The following is a 19907-nucleotide window of genomic DNA, read 5'->3' as shown; positions in this document are numbered from 1 at the left end:
GTCATCGTTTGCTCCACGGTTGCCTTCATCGGCACCACCATCCGGGAGAAACTGCCCAGTCGCTGGCATAGCACCAATTTTCGCGCGTTCACCGCGCGAAGCTGTCGCCCAAGGCTGCAAGAGTTGAGCATCGAAGACATGAGCATGTCGGCCAAACAGTCATTCCCCCGGTCGGACTTCGGTTGCGATCGACGGGACGTGCTCCGTGCGGCACGGGCGCGCGCTCCGGCCGGGGGCGTAGCGCGATGATGGTCGCCGAACTGGCCATCGACCGTCGCGGTCCCGACAGGCTGCCCTTCGTCGATCCGCTGACCGGGCTGGGCAATGCAGAGCAGTTGCGGCACAAGGTCTGTGAGCTTGCCGCCGAACGCGCCAGCGATCCGGCTCCGTTCACCATCGGCCTTGCCAATCTCGACGGCTTCAAGCCGATCAACGATCTTTTCGGGCCGGAGGCCGGCGATCGGATCCTGCGCCAGGTCGCGCAGAGATTGTCGGCCTGCGTTCCGGAAGGGGCGACGGTGATCCGCACGGCCGACGACGAGTTCGCACTGGTGCTGCCGCTCGTCTTCGAGCGCAAGGGTGCCGAGAAACTCGGCCAGATGCTGAAGGAAATCCTCTCTGCGCCATTTGATCTTGGCGACCGCACGGTTCGGCTGTCCGCCTCCTTCGGTTTTGCCGTCTATCCGTTTGCCGGTGCGGTGTTCGAGGAACTCTTGAAAAGCGCCGACACGGCGCTTTACCGTTCGAAACGGCGTGGCCGCGGCCAGATCACGGTCTATTCGCATGAGATCGCCCAGGAGATGAAGCGGGCGACGCAGCTTGAGCAGGCTCTGCGCAACGCGATCATCGCCGAGGAGATCGATGTCCATTTCCAGCCGATCGTGGACCTTCGCAACGACGGCGTGGTTGGTTTCGAAGCGCTTGCCAGATGGTGCGATCCGGATTTCGGCTATGTCTCGCCTTCCGTGTTCGTGCCGCTGGCGGAGGAGCGCGGCTTCATCGAGGCGCTCGCCGAAATGCTGCTGCGCAAGGCGGCACAGACAGCCCTGGCGTGGCCGAAGGAATTGTTTCTCTCCTTCAACCTGTCATCGGCGCAATTGATGGACCCGGCGACGAGCGGCCGTCTCCTGGCGATCGTCAACAAGGTCGGCCTCGACCCGCGCCGCCTGGAACTGGAGATCACCGAAACCGCCGTGATGGCGGATGCCGATGTGGCGCAGAAGATCGTCTCCGAATTGCGGTCCGCCGGGGTGCGCGTGTCGCTCGACGATTTCGGCACCGGTCAGTCGAGCCTCTGCCGCTTGCGCGATTTCTCTTTCGACAAGGTGAAGATCGATCGCGCCTTCGTCTCGCGGATTTCGGCCGATCGGGCTTCGGAACACATCGTCAGGGCGATCGTCTCGATGTGCGAAGGGCTGGAACTCGAGGTCGTCGCCGAGGGCATCGAGGACATCTCCGAAGTGCTGAAGCTGAAAGCGCTCGGCTGCGGCATGGGGCAGGGCTATTTCTACGGCAAGCCGGCCGATGCGGTCGCCACCATGCGCTATCTCTCCGACCGTCACCGCGACGCTGTAGCCCGCTGACCGTCGTCGCGGCCCGCCACATCGTCAGCACGGTCGCGTGCGCCTTCCTTCAGCAGCCAGTCACGAATGCGTCCGGCCTGGCTGTTGAGTTCGCGCGACCGCGGCCACACGACGTAAAAGGCCTGACCGGTCCGCAGCACGTGGCCGGCAACCGGAACGAGGGCGCCTGAGCGCACCTGCCCGGCGATCAGATGGTCCCAGCCAAGGGCGATGCCCTCGCCGGCGAGCACGGCCTGGATCACCAGAACATAGTCGTTGATCGCCAGCCGCTTGCCCTGTGCGGGATAGGCAAGGCCGGCGCTTGCGAACCACTCGGTCCAGTCGCAGGCGCGCCTGACCGGCTCTTCGAGGTGGATGAGGCTGTGCCGCAGGAGGTCCGCCGGCTTTTTCGGCATGCCATGCGCCTCGACATAGGCCGGCGTCGCTACGGCAGTGATCACCTCGTCGGCGAGCAATGCCGCGTGATAGCGCGGCCATTGGGCCGGGTCGCCGCCGCGAATGCCCAGCGGTATCGGCTCCTCGTCGAGGTTCAGATCACGAACGCCCGTCTGGATGCGAAGGTCGATCTCCGGCAGATCCTCCCGCAGCCGATTGAGGCGTGGCAACATCCACATGGAGGCGAAGGCCGTCGAGGCAGCCAGCGTCACATTCGTCTCGCGGCCCTTGGCGCGAATGTCTTCGGCCGATTTCTGGATGCGCGCCAGGCCGACCGACACGTCGGCATGGAACCTCTCGCCGGCCTCGGTGAGCTCGACGGCCCTGTGCACCCGATGGAAGAGCGAAACGCCGAGCTGGTCCTCAAGGCTCCTTACGGCATAGGAGACCGCCGCCTGCGACATGCCAAGCTCGGCAGCGGCGCGGGTGAAGTTCTGATGACGGCCGGCGGCCTCGAAGATGATGAGGCTGGCGGCGGACGGCAGCAGGCGGCGCATGTTTTCCATAAGCGCTACTTATATCATGCGTGGAATTTTTCCAGCGTTACAACGGTGTTTGCCGCAAATACCATCATCCCAAATCATGGGAGAACGGCGATGGCATTGGCGAGTGCGACTGGCGATGCTCCGAGGCGAACACGAAGCGGACGGCCGCAGCGGCGGGAAGGCAGCGGCAGGCAACTTGGCGTTCCCTACATCGTCCGCAATATACCGACCTATGACATCCTCGGGGAGGAGAGCCTCGAGCGGGTCGAGGCGACCGCCGATCGCATTCTCGCCGAGGTCGGTATCGAATTTCGCGACGACCCGGTGGCGCTCGAGCACTGGCGGCGCGCAGGTGCGAAGATCGAGGGCGTCCGCGTCACCTTCGAACCCGGAATGCTGAAGGAGATCGTTCGCTCGGCGCCGTCGCAATTCACCCAGCACGCCCGCAATCCCGCCCGCAGCGTCGAGATTGGCGGCCGGAACGTCGTCTTTTCGCCGGCTTACGGCTCGCCGTTCGTCACGGATATCGACAAGGGCCGGCGCTACGGCACCATCGAGGACTTCCGCAATCTCGTCAAACTCGCCCAATCGAGTCCCTGGCTGCACCATTCCGGCGGTACGATTTGCGAGCCGGTTGACGTGCCGGTCAACAAGCGCCATCTCGACATGGTCTACAGCCATATCAAATATTCCGACCGCGCCTTCATGGGTTCGATCACCGCCGAGGATCGTGCCGAGGATTCGATCGAGATGGCCCGGATTCTCTTCGGCGCCGAATTCGTCGACAACAACTGCGTCATCCTCGGCAACGTCAACGTCAACTCGCCGCTCGTCTGGGACGGGACCATGACCAGGTCGATGCGTGCCTATGCCCGCGCCAACCAGGCGGCGGTCATCGTGCCCTTCATTCTCGGTGGTGCGATGGGGCCCGTCACCAATGCCGGCGCCATCGCCCAATCCTATGCCGAAACGCTGGCCGGCTGCGCGCTGACGCAGCTCGAACGCAAGGGCGCGCCGGTGATCTTCGGCAACTTCCTTTCGTCGATGTCGCTTCGCTCCGGCTCGCCGACCTTCGGCACGCCGGAACCGGCGATCGGCAGCATGGTGGTTGGCCAACTCGCCCGCCGACTGGGCCTGCCGCTGCGCTGCGCCGGCAATTTCTCCAATTCGAAGCGGCCGGACGCCCAGGCGATGCAGGAAGGCGTCATGTCGATGCTGTCGGCTGTCCATTGCGGCGCCAATTTCATCCTGCATTCGGCCGGCTTTGTCGACGGCCTGCTGGCCATGTCCTACGAGAAATTCGTGATGGATACAGACTTTTGCGGCGCGCTGCATTCCTATCTCGCAGGCGTCGTCGTCGACGACAATTCGCTTGCCATGGATGCGTTTACGGAAGTGGGTCCGGGAAGTCATTTCCTCGGCTGCGAGCACACGATGCGCAACTATCAGACCGCCTTCTGGGACAGCGCGCTCTCAGATAACGAGCCGTTCGAGAAATGGGTCGAGCAGGGCGAAACCGACATGGCGCTACGCGCCAATCGTTTCTGGAAGAAGACGCTTGCCGAATACGAAGCGCCGCCCTTGGATGCGGCGATCGACGAAGCCCTCGTCGATTACGTGGCGAGGCGCAAGGCCGGTATGCCCGACGCTTGGTATTGAATCATAAGCGTGGAGTTTCAAAACAAAAGCGGCGCCGTGAGCGCCGCTTCTGTGTCGGTTGCGACCGGCAGCGTGGTTACTGCTGCGGTGCCGGTTCGGCGGGTGCCGGTGCCGGAGCCGGGGTCGTGCCCGTTGCCGAAGTCGTCGACGTGTCGACGGGCTGCGCCGCGTTGCGCTCAGCCATCAACTGCGACTTCGTCTTGAATTCCGGCGCACCCTTCAGGGATTCGGCCGTTTCGGTCGTCGTCAGCTTGAGGGCATCCGAGTCAGGCTGTTCGGTGACTTCGATGCTTTCGAACGGAACCGCAACGTTCTTCTCGCCGATTCCGAGGAAGCCGCCGACGCCGACGATAGCCGCAGCGACGCCGCCTTCTTTCTTGATGATAAGGTCGTTGATCTCGCCGATGCTTTCATCACTGGCGTTATAGACCGACTGACCGATGTAGGTGTTAGCGGAAATCTGGTCGTCCGCCTGTTCGGTCAGATAGGACCCAGCTTCTGCCATGTCGGTCGTCTTGTCCGCAGGAGCCGGTGTCTGTGCCTGGTCAGCCGGTGCCGGAGTGGCAGGAGCAGGCTGCACCTGTGTCTCGGGCGCCGGGGCCGGCGGTGTGGTGGTTTCCTGCGCGAAGCTCATCGGAGCGACGGCAACGCCCACGAGAAGCGCGCCGGCGGCAACGGAAGATATAAATTTGTCGATCATATCAGTCTGCCTTTCGTTGACGTTGTCGGTTAAGCGCAGCCCCTATTTTCCGGTGTTTTGCGCTGCGCCGGTGGTACTCAAGCAACGTCCGGCAGCGAAAACTGTTCCGGATAAAATGAAAATATAAAGCCGCTGGTTGTCTCAGCATCGAGCCTGTTCATCCATCGGTATAAATCTCTTTTTATGTAAACGCCAACCGCCCGCGGCAAGCAAAACCAATGGCGGGCGGAACGGAGAGCGCCGCGTGCCGAGGTCGGCACGCGGCGCTCATCATCGGTGGCCATAGAAGGGTCAGTGGCTCTCGCGATGCACCTCGCTGCCGCTGTTGCCGACGAGGAAATCGAGGTCGGCGCCCTTGTCGGCCTGCAGCACGGTGTCGTGGTAGAGCTTGTAGTAACCGCGCTGCCATTTTTGCTCCGGCGGCTGCCAGGCCGCCACCCGGCTTGCGAATTCCTCTTCGCTGATCAGCAGGTTCAATTCGCCCTTCATGGTATCGAGCCGGATGCGGTCGCCGGTCCTGACGATCGCCAGCGGCCCGCCGGCGTTGGCTTCAGGGCTGACATGCAGCACAACGGTGCCGAAGGCGGTGCCGGACATGCGCGCATCGGAGATGCGCACCATGTCGCGAACGCCCTTTTCGACGAGCCGGCGCGGGATCGGCATATTGCCGACCTCGGCCATGCCGGGATAGCCCTTCGGACCACAACCCTTGAGCACGAGAACCGTATCCTCGGTGACCGGCAGATCCGGATCGTCGATCTTCGCCTTGAGGTCTTCGATCGTCTCGAAGACATAGGCCGGCCCCTCATGCGCGAGCAGGTGTTCGCTTGCCGCCGATGGCTTGATCACCGCGCCGTTCGGCGCAAGGTTGCCCTTCAGCACCCGGATACCCGCGGCGGCGCGGAGCGGATTGTCGAGCGGCCGGATGACGTCGTCGTTATAGACCTCGGCACCTTCCCAATATTTGCTGATCGGTACGCCGAACACCGTCGGCGCATCGGCGTGCAGCAGGTGCTGAATGCGGTTCATCACTGCCGGCAGGCCGCCCGCATAGGCGAGGTCCTCGATCAGGTATTTGCCGGACGGCATGCAGTTGACGATGCAGGGGACCTGGCCGCCGACGCGGTCGAAGTCCTCCAGACAGAGATCGACACCGGCGCGCCCGGCGATCGCCAGCAGGTGAACGACGGCATTCGTTGATCCACCGACGGCGGCATTGGCGATGATGCCGTTTTCGAAGTTCTGCCGCGTCAGGAGCTTCGACAGCCTGAGATCCTCGTGCACCATGTCGACGATCCGCTTGCCGGTCATGTGCGCCAGCGCCATGCGCCGCGCATCGACGGCCGGCAGCGCCGCATTGGTCGGGAGCGAGAGGCCCATCGCCTCCACCACGGACGCCATGGTCGTCGCCGTGCCCATGGTCATGCAGACGCCGGGCGACCGCGACATGCCGCTTTCGGCTGCCATGAATTCCTGCAGGCTCATTTCGCCGGCGCGCACCGCTTCGGAGAACTTCCACACATCGGTGCCCGAGCCGATGTCCTTGCCTTTCCATTTGCCGTTGAGCATCGGACCGGAGGAGACGACGATCGTCGGCAGGTCGACGGAGGCCGCCCCCATCAACTGGCCCGGCGTCGTCTTGTCGCAGCCGCCGAGCAGCACCACGCCGTCGATGCCGTAGGCGCGGATCGCCTCTTCCACATCCATCGCCAGGAGGTTGCGGAACAGCATGGCCGTCGGCCGCATCTGGGTTTCGCCGAGCGACGAGACCGGAAATTCGACCGGAAAGCCGCCCGCCTCCCAAACGCCGCGCTTGACGCCCTCTGCAAGGATGCGCAGGTGGCTGTTGCAGGGCGTCAGCTCGGACCAGGTGTTGCAGATGCCGATGATCGGCCGGCCGTCGAAGACATGATCCGGAAAGCCCTGGTTCTTCATCCAGGACCGGTGAATGAAACCATCCTTGTGCGTGCCACCGTACCAGTGCCGGCTCCTCAGTTCTTTTTTCTTATCGCTCATCCGAGCACTCCCTTTCCATGCGCGATTCACCGCATGGATTAATTGTATGACTTTTTCTCGGCGCCGCCAGCTTTTGTTCGCGATCGGGCGCCGAATGAAGCATCCTTCAGCTAAGTCGGAACGCCGGCTCGAAGCGGCCCTTGACGTCGATGCCGAGCTCGAAGGTTTTGCCGGCGTTGGGATCGGCGGAGCGTGCCGCGTCGTCGAGGTCCTGCCAGGCGGAAGTGACCAGCAGCCTGTCCGCCCGCGCACCGATGAAAGCGGGGCAACTCGGCTGCGTCGCCGGCACCGCATAGCGGGCGACCTTCTGTCCGTCCGGCTTGTACACTTCGACGGCACCGGCGCCCCAGCGGCAGTTCCAGATCAAGCCGTCGGCATCGCAGACCGAGCCATCGATCCCGCCCGGTGCCGCACTCTCGTCAGAAAGAGTGACGGGATCGCCGGTCGGCAGTGCCGTCGCCGGATCGATGGCGACGCGCATCAGGTGATTGACGTCGGTGTCGGTGAAATAGGCGGTGGCGCCATCCGGCGAAAAGCAGATGCCGTTCGGGATGGTGATATTGCCGTAGAGCCTTGTGATGCGGTTGCCGGCGACGTGATAGATCGCGCCCGCATGCGTCTCGGCTTTCCGTCCCATGGTGCCGATCCAGAGAGCGCCGGAGGGATGAACGCGCCCGTCATTGGAGCGGTTGCCCGGCTTGTCCTCGATTGCGGCGAACGGGCTGAGCGAGAAGCTTGCCGTGTCGCGGATAAAAAGCCCCTGGTCCGAGGCGATCAACTGCCGGCCGGGGTCGATGGTGGCCAGCACGCTGCCGAGAAAGGGCAGGGGATGAATGGTCTTGTGTCCGCTCCCGAGATGGAGCTCGTGCAACTCCTGGCCCTTGATGTTGAACCACCAGGCGGTGTCGGCGCGGGGGTCGTAGGTCGGGCCCTCGCCGAGTTCGGAGGCGAAGTCGCAGAGGATGTGGCCAGAAAAGGCGACGAGGTCGGTCATTCTTGGCCTCCATAGACGGCATCATAGGCTTTCAGCGTTGCCACCGCCCGCTGCCTGACATCCGCTGCGCTCATTCCCGGCTTGTAAAGGCTCGAGCCGAGTCCGAAGCTTCGCACGCCGATCCTTGCATAGTCGGCAAAATTGGCCTCCGAGACGCCCCCGACCGCGGCGATCTCGATGTCGTGCGGAAGCACTGCGCGGATGGCCGCGATGCCGGCAGGCCCAAGAACGCTGGCGGGGAAGAATTTCAGGCCGCTGGCGCCCGCAGCCGCTGCCGCGAGTGCCTCCGTCGGGGTGAAGACGCCCGGCATCGTCACCATGCCCTTGGCCGCGGCGAGCCGGATGACCGACGACTCGACATTGGGGCTGACCATCAGGCGGCCGCCGACGCCGTCGAGCTGCTCGACGTCACCAGTCGTCAGCACCGTGCCGGCGCCGATGAGGCAGTCGACCGGCGCCATTTTCACCGCCGTTTCGATGGACCGGAACGGGTCGGGCGAATTCAGCGGGATCTCGATCGCCGTAAAGCCCGTTTCGATCAGTGCGCCGACGACGCTCTCGGTCTCCTCCGGCTTCAATCCGCGCAAGATCGCAATCAGCGGATATTTCATCGGGGGCAGGGGAATGCGGTTCATCTTCTTTTCTTCCGTCAAAGGGGCCAAATAGCCTGGGCAGCGGTTGAAAGGCCGGCCCGCACCGCCTCATCGGCGTCGATGAGCCGGACTGCGAGGCCCTGGCTTTCAAGCGCCGCGCGATAGAGCGTGCCGAGTTTTCCCGAGCCGACCAGGCAGATGCCGTCCACCGGGCCCGCCGTAGCGAGCGCACCGGCGATCTCCAGACCGATCAGCGTGCCGGACAGGCGAGCCTTGGCGTCGGCCGCGCTCAGACCATGAAGCAATTGTCCCGCCCGGACGGAAAAGAGGAGGTTCGTCGCCAGCGCCGGTTTTTCCCGTGCCTGGGTGACGGCTTCGGCAAAGGCAGCGCTGTCGGCAGCAATGGCATCCACCCCGGCCACGGCATGGCTCAAGATCGTATGCTTGGAGATGGCGTCGAACAATTCGCCGGTCATGTAGGTGGAGAAACCGTCGACCGTCTGACCCGACAGCCGCACCCACTTGCTGTGGGTGCCCGGCATGCACGCCAGGTGCCGGCCGCTGTCGAGCATACCGGCTGCCCCGAGCAATTGCGTCTCCTCGCCGCGCATGACATCCGGATGCCGATCGTTGCGCTGCGCCAGGCCTGGCAGGATGCGAATGTCGCGATCCACGTCCGGAACGGCGATTGCATTTCCCGCGATGGCGCCAAGCGTTGCCGGCGTTTCAAGATAGCCCGCTTCTTTCCAGCCCTGCCGGGCGCCGGCCATGCCGCAGATGATGATCGGCAGATGGGCAGATGCCGATACGGCGGTAAGATGGCTGTCGAGGACGGCGTGGAACCCGGTTTCCGCTGCGGTGGTCATACCCTCCGCACTGCGGCGTTCGGCGAGCACCGACCCGTCCTCTCCGATGACCCACAAGCGGAAGCTCGAGGTCCCCCAGTCCACCGCGGCATAGTAGCCTGCCGTCATCAAAACACGCCTCCATCGATAATCATGCTCTGTGCCGTCATCGCCGCGGAGCAATCCGAGGCCAGAAAGAGGCAAGGGCCGACGAGATCCTCGGCAGCCAGAACGCGTTTCAGGCACTGCCTTTCCTGCATCCGGGCGATCGAGTCCTGCGTGAGCCAGAGCCGCTTCTGCCGTTCGGTGACGATCATGCCGGGCAGGATGGCATTGACGCGGATATTGTCCGGCCCGAGTTTCCCGGCGAGCGACTTGGTGAGCCCGATAATGCCGGCCTTTGCCGTCGCATAGGCCGGCATTTCAGGCATGTTCAGCATGAAGGCGATCGACGAGAAATTGATGATCGATCCGCCACCCGCTTGCCGCATGTGCGGCGCAATCGCTTGGGCGAGAAAGAAGAAGTGCCTGAGATTGACGGCGAGGCTTTCGTCCCAGCTTTCCCTTGTCACCTCCTCGAGCGGCTGCCGGTCGTCCCGGGCGGCGTTGTTGATCAGCACCCGAATGGGGCCGAGCGCCGCGACGGCTGCATCCGCGGCGCTTCTTGCCTGCTCGACGTCCCGGAGATCGGCGCGAACGAATTCCGGCCTCTGTCCGATTTCGGCGGCAAGCCTGTCCGCAAGCGCGCGGCCCGCGTCCTCGGCAATATCGATGAAGGCGACGCGCGCACCCTGCCGCAGAAAGCCCTCCACCAGCGCCGCTCCAATGCCGGAGGCCCCGCCGGTGACCAGGACGCCGCGATCGCGCAAGTCGGGGAACTGACTGCTCGGCAGCGTCATCGATCGTTCTCTCCCTCTTTCTCAGAAAAATTGTTCCAGTATGTGGAATAGCTCTTTATTTTCTGGAATTATCGCGCTGCGGGTCTTATCCTGTCAAGGTGGCAAGCGGGCGAAAGCAGATGAAATGGAACCCAAGATCGTGAGCGAGCAGGAAAGCGAAGGGCCGGGGACCGGCACGCTAGGGAAGGCGATGGCGGTGCTTGAGGCCGTCGCGGCGGCCGACCGGCCCCAGCGGTTCACCGACATCCTGCAATCCGTCCGCCAGCCGCGCGGCACGTTGCATCGGCTGCTTGGGCACCTCGTCGATGAAGGCCTGCTGGTGCAGCGAAGCGATCTTTCCTACGAGCCGGGATTGCGCCTCTTGAAGCTTGCCTATCGCTCCTGGTCCGGCAATCAGTTTCGCGACATTGCCGAGCCGCACCTCTTGCGTCTGCATGAACTCACTGGCGAAACGGTTCATCTCGGCATATTGCGCGACACCGAGATCATCTATGTCGACAAGGTCGAAAGCCGCCAGACGGTCCGCATGAGCTCGCAGATCGGCAAGGCCTCGCCGGCCTATTGCACAGGGATCGGCAAGGCGGCCCTGTCGTCGCTTGGACATGGCGCGCTGGAACGAGTCACGGCAAGGATGCAGTTCGTCCCGTTCACCGAGCGCACGCATCGCTCGGCCGCTTCGCTGCTTGCGGAAATTGAAGAGATTCGCCGCGAAGGCCATGCCTTCGACCGCGAGGAGCATGAAGCCGAGATCTGTTGCGTGGCAGCGCCGATCGTCGTTCCGGAGCACGAATTGGTAGCCGGTATTTCGGTAACCGGCCCTTCCTATCGCGTCACGATGACGCAATTGGCGGCCTGGGCGGCGGATGTTCGCAAGGCCGCCGCTAAGGTCGAGGAGGAGGCCCGAATCCGGTTGGGACCCGGCCGAGGCGGCCGCTAAGCATCGCTTTACGGTAAATTAGAAGTTTCGACTGGACGAGGCGGCTATAGATCGCTAGCTTCAACTGGCTACTCCCGCCTCCACGACTGGTTGCAGTTTCGCGCGGGATGTGTTCCTTGGCGGAAGCGCCAAGAGCGGATTAGGACGGTGAACCGACCGGACTCGCCAACGGCGTGAACAGGTTGTGGGAGGCCAGCGGAACGATGATGGATTTCAACGCGGACATCAATTCACTGATCCTTCCCGATGGCCGCTCGATCGATGGGACGCTCGGCAATGAAGACGATGTCAGGCGCGCTCTGGACCAGATTTCGGACGCTTTCGGATTCCGCGGCTTCATCGTCTTGGCCATTCCCGACTCCGGTTGTCACAGCCTGGCTGCTCAGGCGTTGCTCACGTCCTGGCCCGCCGAATTCCTGCGGCGCTATGATAGCGCCGGCCTGATCGAGGGAAGCCCCGTTATCCAGCGGCTGCGCCGGAGCACCATCCCCTTCACCTATGATGCGCATTTGCTGGCGCGCAGGCGCATGGACGGCAAGGGCGAGGCCGCCGTCAGTGTTTTCGAGCAGGCTGGCATGCCGCGCGGTCTGTACCTTCCCGTCCACGACGCCAAGGGAGGTCGCGCTGCCATTGCCTTTGGCGGAGACCGGGAGGTGGTCTCGAGCGACGAAATGCAGGCCCTCAATTTCTGGGCGGGGCTGCTCTATAGCCGGCTTTCCGAGATCAGAACGCGCGACCGGCGCCGCCCGGGCGGCCTTTCCCGACGCGAGATCGAATGTCTGCGCTGGGCTGCGGCCGGAAAGACGACCGTCGAGATGGCGCGAATCATGGCGCTTTCCGAATACACGGTGAACCACTATCTGAATCGCGCGACCCGCAAGCTCGATTCGGTCAATCGTGTGCAGACGGTCGCCAAGGCGATGCGGGCCGGCCTGATCAATTAAAAGAACAAGCCTCGCTCCTGCCCCTCGTGCGTCCCGCCGCGCGAAACGTAATACACAGCCTTTTGGCGGCGAAGGGAGACCATTGCCGATCACCTGTTGGCAATCATGCGCGGCTCAGGCTATTTGATACTTGATGAATGTCATGGAACGCGCGAATGCAAGATACGATGACGACCGGGATGACTGACATCGATCTACCCCGGGGCGGTGATTTCGCGTCTGAGATCGCAAGGCTGGAGACTCAGTTCGATATCATCCGTTATATGCGGCGGATTACGCATATTTTCGGCTTCAAGACGTTCCTCATCTGCTCGATCCCGCCGATCGACATGGAGCGGCTTTCCGCCGCCACCGTCATTTCCAACATGCCGGCCGAGCTTCTCAACAAATATGACAGCCTGTCGATGCTGCGTTTCAGCACGGGCGTTCGTCGGTTGCGGGAGACCACGACGCCGTTCCAGATCACCCTTGAAGACTGGGAGAGCGAGGGCGGCAAGCCGGCGTCTGCCGGGGACTACATCGCGATGCTGCGCGAAAACGGCATCTTTCAGGCCAACTATTTCCCTGTCCATGATGCCGAGGGCGGCCGCGGCGCGGTCATTCTCATGGGCCCGGCGGCCGATCTGCCGATGACCGCGGCGATGGAACTGCAGATGATCGCGATCCACGTCTATAACCGGCTCGCCGAGATCGGTTCGGTTTGGAAGAACAGCAACACGACCCTGTCTGAGCGGGAAATCCAGTGTTTGAGCTGGACCGCAGCCGGTAAGACAAGTGCTGAAATTGCCGGGATCCTGGGCCTGTCCGAGCACACCGTCAATCACTACCTCAACCATGTCACGAAGAAGCTCGACGCCGTCAACCGCACGCAGGCGGTCGTGAAGGCGATGAAGAAGGGCTATATTAGCTAGCCTTCGGCCCGCCGTTACGGACAGCTGCTCGATTGCGGTCAAAGTGTTGTGCCCAAAAGCACGCATGCCCAGGATTTGGGCGGACACGCGGCCTGCGTCTCGCGTCGCTTCGCCTATTTCCGTGGAAATCGCAGCTTTATCCCCGCCGTTTGAAACTGGCACGGTTTCTGCTTGTTCATTGCTGGTCCACAGAGGGGACTAAAAAGAACAGCGCCCAAGAAGGTCGCGAAAAGGGCCGCCGCCCACCGCCCGTGATCCCGGATGTACGGACACGGGTGATAGGCTGGCGGCCCTTCATTTTCTCAATTCCAACATTGGCGAAGTGCCTCGCCTCGATTATCTACTGCACAAGGACTCTCGGATCGGACTCGGTTCGAAGGGATCGCATTGTAAGCGTGGGCAGCACCGTCCCGTCCCAACAGGCGGTGAATAGCCGGCGCGGCAGAGAGAAGAGGGCGAGATGCCGGACGTGACCAGGGAAATGGTGCTGGAAAGGCTGCGGAGCGTGCGCGGCCCGGACATGGAGGGCAACATCGTCGATCTGGGCCTGGTCTCCGATGTGTTCATCTCCGACGGCAAGGCCTATTTTTCGATCACCGTGCCGGCGGATCGTGCGAAGGAGCTCGAACCGATGCGCGCCGCTGCCGAACGAGTCGTTCGGGAGATGCCGGGCGTGAAGGCGGCCATGGTCGCGCTGACTGCGGACCGCAAGGCGGCGGCTCAGGCGACCCCGGTACAGCGGCCGGCGCCGCCTTCAGGGCAGGCTCACGCGCATGCTCCGCGGCCGGCCGGCGGCGCGCCGGCCAAAGCAGGTATCCCGGGCGTTGGCGCGATCATCGCGGTTGCCTCGGGGAAGGGCGGCGTCGGCAAGTCGACGACCTCGGTGAATCTGGCCCTGGCGCTTCAGGCGAACGGTCTCAAGGTCGGGTTGCTCGATGCCGATATCTATGGCCCGTCGATGCCGCGCCTCTTGAAGATTTCCGGCCGGCCGCAGCAGATCGAGGGGCGGCTTATCCGGCCGATGGAAAATTACGGACTGCCGGTGATGTCGATGGGATTCCTCGTCGACGAGGAGGTCGCGATGATCTGGCGCGGACCGATGATCCAGTCCGCTCTCCTGCAGATGCTGCGCGAGGTGGCCTGGGGCGAACTCGACGTGCTCGTCGTCGATATGCCTCCTGGCACTGGCGATGCGCAGTTGACGATGGCCCAGCAAGTGCCGCTCGCGGGCGCGGTTATTGTGTCGACGCCGCAGGATCTGGCGCTCGCCGATGCGCGCAAGGGAATTACCATGTTCCGCAAGGTCGAGGTGCCGGTGCTCGGAATCGTCGAGAACATGAGCTATTTCGTCGCTCCCGACACCGGCAAGCGCTACGATATTTTCGGCCATGGCGGTGCCCGCAAGGAGGCCGAACGCATCGGCGTGCCCTTCCTCGGCGAAGTCCCGCTCACCATGGGAATCCGGGAAACCTCGGATGCAGGCACACCCCTGGTGGTGTCCGATCCTGATGGTGAGGTCGCGCGAAACTACCGCAGCATCGCCGAACGGGTCTGGAAACAGCTCTCGGCCGGGAAGGCGAACAAAGGCCGGGCGATGCCGAACATCGTCTTCGAATAGACCATCGGTGGGGCAGAACCAGACCGCGCTATTTTTTCTTTCGCGGGAAGGTACCGCTTGCGGAAAATATGACGTAGGGTCCGGCACCGTTCGCAACGAGGCGTAATGTGCCGCCGAGGTCGGCATCTGCAAAAAGCATTGATTTTGCCCGAGTGTTGCGCCATATGGCTTGCCGCTCGCGCAGAGGCAGGCGCACACCGTCCCTCACCGGAGATTTCAGCCAAGGGGAGATGTCGTGGGGCGGAAGTCTGCATCAGATGAATCGGCATTGTGGAAATCCTGTGGCGGCTGATCGTTTCAATCCTTCATCCTTCTTTCCTGTCGGTCCCACCCAAAAGGCGGCCGCATGATCTCAGGCTATTGCGTCAATGGCGAAGCCGTCGCCCTTACGACGGCCGAACCGCCAGCCGCCCTGCGCCCGGAGATCGTCTGGATCGACCTCGTCGAGCCGACCAGGGCCGAAGAACACATGATGGAGGGGCTGCTCGGAATTTCCATTCCGACCCGCGACGATCTCAAGGGCATAGAGCCGTCGAGCCGCCTTTATGTCGAAGGGGGCGCCGTCTTCATGACCGCGTCGCTGGTTTATCGCAGCGAAACCCAGATTCCCGGCTTGACGGATGTAGGCTTCATCCTTTCCGGAGGCAGACTGGTGACGATCCGCTACGCGGAGCCGCGCGCCTTCGGCCTGTTCAAGGCGGGCTTGCATCGGATTCCCAACGGCTGCCGCAACGGCGTGGTGCTGCTGACCCGGCTGCTGGAAACGATCACCGACCGGACGTCGGAAATTCTTGAGCAGGCCGTCGTCAAGATCGATGACCTGTCGATCGAGGTGTTCGGCGACAGGGCTGCGGGCCGGCGCCGGCCGCCGCAATTTCTCGAAGCCCGCCTGCGCGATGTGGCGGGCCACCACAGGCTGGTTGCGAAGACGCGCGATAGCCTCGCTTCCCTGTCGCGGCTGCTCACCTTCCTCTACACCGTGCCGGAAGTGCAGGAGGACAAGGACAGCCGCGAGCTTTGCCGCTCGATCTCCAGGGATATCCAGTCGCTTTCCGAACATGCGGCCTTCATCTCGGGAAACATTACCTTTCTGCTCGATGCGTCGCTCGGTCTCATCAATGTCGAGCAGAATGCCATCATCAAGATCTTCTCGATCGCTTCGGTCGTCCTCCTGCCCCCTACGCTGGTTGCTTCGGTCTATGGCATGAACTTTCGCGTGATGCCGGAACTCGAATGGCAGTTCGGCTATCCCTGGGCGCTCGCGGCCATGGTGCTCTCGGCCGTGATCCCGTTTTTCTTCTTCCGCTGGAAAGGCTGGCTCTAAGGAGCCTGTTGGATACCATGTCTCAGTCGTCTGCCCCTGCCGCACATGGATCCGAGAACCTGCGCCGCCTGCTTGCGCTTGGGCTTGGCTCGATCGGCGTTGTCTATGGCGACATCGGCACGAGCCCGCTCTACGCTTTCCGCGAAGCGCTGCGCCCGGTCGCCCATGACGGCGTCACGGATGCGGAGATCATCGGCCTGATCTCGATGATGATCTGGTCGCTGACGATCATCGTGACGATCAAATATGTGCTCTTCCTGCTGCGGGCCGACAACCAGGGTGAGGGCGGCACGCTCTCGCTGCTCGCTCTTTTGATGAAGACAGCCAACGGTCACGCGCCGATTCTGTTCTTCATGGGCGTCGCGGGGGCGGCGCTCTTCATCGGCGACGCGATGATCACGCCGGCGCTCTCGGTCCTCTCTGCTGTCGAGGGCCTGAAACTGGTGACGCCGGCGCTTTCGGACTATGTCGTTCCCATTGCCGTCGTCATTCTGCTGCTTCTCTTCGCCGTCCAGTCGAAGGGCACGGCGGCCGTCTCGAATTTCTTCGGGCCGATCACGCTCGTCTGGTTCCTCGTCATGGGCGGGATCGGCCTCGTGCATATCGCCGACGATCTGTCGATCTTCGCCGCCTTCAACCCCTTTTATGCGGTGACATTCCTGTTCACTGAGGGCTATGTCGGCATCATTGTGCTGGGCGCCGTGTTCCTGACGGTGACGGGAGCGGAAGCGCTCTACGCCGATCTCGGCCATTTCGGCCGCCGGCCGATCCAATGGGCATGGTTCACCATCGTCTTCCCGGCCTTGACCCTGAACTATCTCGGCCAGGGCGCCTTCGTGCTCGAGCATCCGGAGGCCATGTCCGATCCGTTCTTCCTGATGTTCCCAAAATGGGCGCTGCTCCCAGTCGTCATACTTGCGACCGCAGCGACCATCATCGCAAGCCAGGCGGTGATCACCGGCGCCTTCTCGCTGACGCGCCAGGCGATCCATCTCGGCTTCCTGCCGCGCATGGCGATTTTCCATACGTCCGAAACCCACACCGGCCAGATCTATTTGCCCAATGTCAACACGCTGCTGATGTTCGGCGTCATGGCACTCGTATTCGTCTTCGGCTCCTCGGAATCGCTTGCGACCGCCTACGGCATCTCCGTGACAGGCGCCATGGTCGTGACGACGATGCTCGCCTTCGAGTTTCTGCGCGCGCGCTGGAACTGGTCCGGCTGGTGGGCCGCCGCCGCTTTGCTGCCGCTCCTCACGCTGGAGCTCGTCTTCCTAGGCGCGAACATGCTGAAGATCCATGACGGCGGCTATGTGCCGATCCTGATCGCGGCGACCTTCATCATCGTCATGTGGACCTGGAAGCGCGGCACGGAGATCCTCCACAACAAGACCCGCCATATCGACATTCCGCTCGCGAGCTTCATAAAGTCGATCGAACGCAAGAGCGAGCACGGGCCGGTCGCCGTACCGGGCACGGCGATCTTCCTGACCAGCGATCCGGATTCGACGCCCGCCGCCCTCCTGCACAACATCAAGCACAACCACGTCCTGCACCAGCAGAACTTCATCCTGACGGTCCGCACCGCCAACACCCCGAAAGTGCCCAAGGAAGAGCGCGTCAGCGTCCTGCCGCTGTCGGAGCGCTTCACCCAACTCGAGATGCGGTTCGGCTATATGGAAACGCAGAACGTTTCCCAGGCGCTCGGCCTTTTCCGCAAATCCGGCCTGAAGTTCGACATCATGTCGACCTCCTTCTATCTCGGCCGCCGCAAGCTCGTGCCCGACGCCCAGTCGGGCATGCCGCACTGGCAGGATCGCCTCTTCATCGCGCTCGCCAATGCCGCCATCGATCCTTCCGACTATTTCCGCCTGCCGACCAACCGCGTCGTCGAACTCGGCTCCCACGTGATCATTTGACGAGCTTCGCCACTCAGCCGCATTAACCAAACATCAAGGTTAATGCTTCATTTTCGAGGTCGAACGAAGCGCCCCCGGGCAACCGTCCGGACGCTTCAAGATCTTAGCGTCCCTGCATGTCGTCGTCAGGCCGGTTTCAAAATTAGAGCCGGCTTGCGAGAACGCGTGCGCCAGTAAGATTTGCGTGGAGCGGTATGATGCGTAGGAGTAAACAGTCGCGTCGCAAGTTTCGCCTGTCCTTCTCCGCCTGGCGCGCCCCGGCCATCATCGGCCTTGCCATTTTCTTAGGCTTTCCGTCGGTCGCTGCCTATTCCGATCTCGCCACCTTTCTTTCTGGCATCAACCGGGGCGGCGAGCGTTGGCGCATGTATCTGACCCGGTCGCCGGCCGGATCGCTTCACGACGTCGACATGGTGTTTGCCGATCCGATCACGACCGGCGGGCTCGACGGCGGCGCCGGCATGACGCTCTCCGATGGCAGGCGCGTGGCCCTGACGGCCGAATCGAAGCATCAGGGCGGAACTCCCGACGAGGACCGCGTCACCCGCAAGCTGAAGAAGGGCCGAATCGTCGCCGTCACGCCGGTAACGCCGCCGAAGGATTTCAGCGCCGGCTCGATCCTGAAGCGCACGAGCTTCCTGATGGAGCCTGATTTCGACGGGGCGGAGAAGATGGCCTTCGCCAAGCCGAAGATCATTGGCAAGGAGATCGAGATCGCCACGGCCTTCTACCGCAGGAAGCCGCCGCGGCCGGACCCGGGCGTTTCGCCCATGCTTGCCAAGCTCGTGACCAACCGCGATGCCGACATCCTCGCCACTGCCTACGTCCGGCCGGAGCCGGACTATGCGCGTGAATCGCCTTTCGATTCGATCCTTCGCCAAGACAAGAACGGTGGACGGTTCATCCCGGACATCTCCCCCGACGATCATGCCTGGGCGGCGACGGCCTTGCCGGCGACGGTGTTCGGCAAGGAGGAGCAGACCTGTCTTGCCGAAGGCATCTACTTCGAGGCGCGCAGCGAATCGGTGAAGGGGCAGGCGGCAGTCGCCCAAGTGATTCTCAACCGGGTGCGCAATCCCACCTACCCGAAGACCATCTGCGGCGTCGTCTATCAGAACAAGGCCTGGCGCAACCGCTGCCAGTTCTCCTTCGCCTGCGACATGATCCGTGATCTCATCTATTCGCGTTCGCATTGGAAGACCGCAAAGGAGGTCGCGATGGCGGTCACCGCCGGAAAGATCTGGCTTCCGGAAGTCGGTTCTGCGACACACTACCATGCCACCTATGTGAAGCCCGCCTGGGCGAAGACCATGAAACGCGTGGGACAGATCGGTCTGCACATCTTCTATCGGACCTATGGCGGCGGCTGGAGTTGATCGGCCACAGGATTCCGCACAAGTCACGCCTGTGAGGCGAAGAGCGGCTCCGATGAATGAGGGCGATTCCCGGTGCAGCTTTGTCGCAGGTGCCGCAAATTTCCATTAAGCCGTTGAAAAACCTTGCAAACATTGTCCACCCTCTATGCCCCCGCATGCCTTGACTATGCGGGTGCCTAAAACTATGTTGCGCGCGACTTCAAATGGGGCCGAACCGTGGCTTGAGCACCGGCCGTTTGTATGACCGAGATCGCGTTCGACCGCGTGGGGCTGCAAAAGGGGAGCCATGTGACGGAGAAGCCGGAAGAAAGTCTGGAAGCGCGGCTGAAGCGCCTTGGTGAGGACATCGCGTCGAAGCGCGTGGATGTTTCGGACGAGGCGGAGGTTCGAAGCGCGGAGAGCCGCAAAGGCTACGCAGCAGCGATGAAGCTCTCCAGCGAGTTCATCGCCGGCATCGTGGTCGGGGCATTCCTGGGCTATCTTTTGGACCATTTTGCGGGTACAGGGCCGTGGGGCATGATCGTCCTCCTGCTTCTCGGTTTCTGTGCCGGTGTTTTGAATGTGCTGCGTTCTGCCGGTCTGGTGGCGACACCCGACCAGCGCGGAGGCGGTACTGATGATAGCAAGAAGGACGGTGACGGCGCCTGAGGCGCCGACCGGAAAACACGG

General features: G+C 62.8%; 17 protein-coding genes. 10 read left to right on the top strand and 7 right to left on the bottom strand.

Going from position 1 to position 19907, the window contains the following annotated elements:
* The first annotated feature begins 245 nt into the window (after positions 1-245).
* Positions 246-1583 (top strand): EAL domain-containing protein, encoded by a 1338-nt coding sequence (locus CO656_RS15530; protein ID WP_037413280.1) that lies wholly within the window; start codon positions 246-248, stop codon positions 1581-1583.
* On the opposite strand, the gene CO656_RS15525 is transcribed toward CO656_RS15530, so the two are convergent.
* Positions 1559-2524 carry a LysR substrate-binding domain-containing protein gene (locus CO656_RS15525; protein ID WP_037413281.1) on the bottom strand — a complete coding sequence of 322 codons (966 nt, stop codon included), beginning with the start codon at positions 2522-2524 and terminating at the stop codon, positions 1559-1561. The two genes, CO656_RS15530 and CO656_RS15525, sit on opposite strands and share 25 nt — an antisense overlap.
* Before the next feature lie 90 nt (positions 2525-2614).
* On the opposite strand from CO656_RS15525, the gene CO656_RS15520 reads away from it, so the two are divergent.
* On the top strand, positions 2615-4162 hold the full coding sequence (locus CO656_RS15520; RefSeq protein ID WP_097526330.1) for a trimethylamine methyltransferase family protein: 1548 nt from the start codon (positions 2615-2617) through the stop codon (positions 4160-4162).
* 76 nt (positions 4163-4238) lie between these two features.
* Here CO656_RS15520 and CO656_RS15515 read toward each other — a convergent pair whose 3' ends face one another.
* From CO656_RS15515 to CO656_RS15490, 6 genes are all read right to left on the bottom strand, one after another.
* Positions 4239-4862, bottom strand: coding sequence for a PRC-barrel domain-containing protein (locus CO656_RS15515; protein ID WP_097526329.1), 624 nt, complete (start codon positions 4860-4862; stop codon positions 4239-4241).
* Between the two features lie 291 nt (positions 4863-5153).
* Positions 5154-6878, bottom strand: coding sequence for an IlvD/Edd family dehydratase (locus CO656_RS15510; RefSeq protein ID WP_037413285.1), 1725 nt, complete (start codon positions 6876-6878; stop codon positions 5154-5156).
* 106 nt (positions 6879-6984) lie between these two features.
* Positions 6985-7872 (bottom strand): SMP-30/gluconolactonase/LRE family protein, encoded by an 888-nt coding sequence (locus CO656_RS15505; RefSeq protein WP_037413287.1) that lies wholly within the window; start codon positions 7870-7872, stop codon positions 6985-6987.
* Positions 7869-8507: a 2-dehydro-3-deoxy-6-phosphogalactonate aldolase gene (locus CO656_RS15500; protein WP_037413288.1), complete on the bottom strand. Its 639-nt coding sequence runs from the start codon at positions 8505-8507 to the stop codon at positions 7869-7871. Before CO656_RS15500 ends, CO656_RS15505 begins: the two co-directional genes overlap by 4 nt.
* Before the next feature lie 14 nt (positions 8508-8521).
* The gene (locus tag CO656_RS15495) at positions 8522-9439 is read right to left on the bottom strand and encodes a 2-dehydro-3-deoxygalactonokinase (protein WP_097526328.1); all 918 of its coding nucleotides are present in this window, start codon (positions 9437-9439) and stop codon (positions 8522-8524) included.
* On the bottom strand, positions 9439-10209 hold the full coding sequence (locus CO656_RS15490) for an SDR family oxidoreductase (RefSeq protein ID WP_095677915.1): 771 nt from the start codon (positions 10207-10209) through the stop codon (positions 9439-9441). Before CO656_RS15490 ends, CO656_RS15495 begins: the two co-directional genes overlap by 1 nt.
* Before the next feature lie 124 nt (positions 10210-10333).
* Here CO656_RS15490 and CO656_RS15485 point away from each other — a divergent pair, with 124 nt between their 5' ends.
* The 8 genes from CO656_RS15485 (at position 10334) to CO656_RS15445 (ending at position 19886) form a co-directional block, all read left to right on the top strand.
* Complete coding sequence (locus CO656_RS15485) at positions 10334-11146, top strand: IclR family transcriptional regulator (RefSeq protein WP_176536600.1); 813 nt, start codon at positions 10334-10336, stop codon at positions 11144-11146.
* Positions 11147-11349: 203 nt separating this feature from the next.
* Positions 11350-12090: an autoinducer binding domain-containing protein gene (locus tag CO656_RS15480; protein ID WP_097526327.1), complete on the top strand. Its 741-nt coding sequence runs from the start codon at positions 11350-11352 to the stop codon at positions 12088-12090.
* Positions 12091-12245: 155 nt separating this feature from the next.
* The gene (locus tag CO656_RS15475) at positions 12246-13001 is read left to right on the top strand and encodes a LuxR family transcriptional regulator (protein WP_086022718.1); all 756 of its coding nucleotides are present in this window, start codon (positions 12246-12248) and stop codon (positions 12999-13001) included.
* Between the two features lie 460 nt (positions 13002-13461).
* The gene (locus CO656_RS15470) at positions 13462-14619 is read left to right on the top strand and encodes an Mrp/NBP35 family ATP-binding protein (RefSeq protein ID WP_037413295.1); all 1158 of its coding nucleotides are present in this window, start codon (positions 13462-13464) and stop codon (positions 14617-14619) included.
* 346 nt (positions 14620-14965) lie between these two features.
* A complete protein-coding gene (locus CO656_RS15460; RefSeq protein WP_037413296.1) occupies positions 14966-15943 on the top strand; it encodes a magnesium transporter CorA family protein in 978 nt (325 codons plus the stop codon).
* A 17-nt stretch (positions 15944-15960) separates the two neighbouring features.
* Positions 15961-17862, top strand: coding sequence for a potassium transporter Kup (locus tag CO656_RS15455; RefSeq protein WP_037413297.1), 1902 nt, complete (start codon positions 15961-15963; stop codon positions 17860-17862).
* 197 nt (positions 17863-18059) lie between these two features.
* A complete protein-coding gene (locus CO656_RS15450) occupies positions 18060-19238 on the top strand; it encodes a cell wall hydrolase (protein ID WP_037413370.1) in 1179 nt (392 codons plus the stop codon).
* 288 nt (positions 19239-19526) lie between these two features.
* The gene (locus tag CO656_RS15445; RefSeq protein ID WP_097526388.1) at positions 19527-19886 is read left to right on the top strand and encodes an AtpZ/AtpI family protein; all 360 of its coding nucleotides are present in this window, start codon (positions 19527-19529) and stop codon (positions 19884-19886) included.
* Positions 19887-19907 lie beyond the last annotated feature (21 nt).

Source organism: Sinorhizobium sp. FG01 (genome assembly GCF_002531875.1).
In the GTDB taxonomy this organism is placed as follows: Bacteria; Pseudomonadota; Alphaproteobacteria; order Rhizobiales; family Rhizobiaceae; genus Sinorhizobium; species Sinorhizobium fredii_C.
The sequence above is the reverse complement of the archived record's forward strand: the minus strand, read 5'-3'. Positions and strand labels throughout refer to the sequence as shown.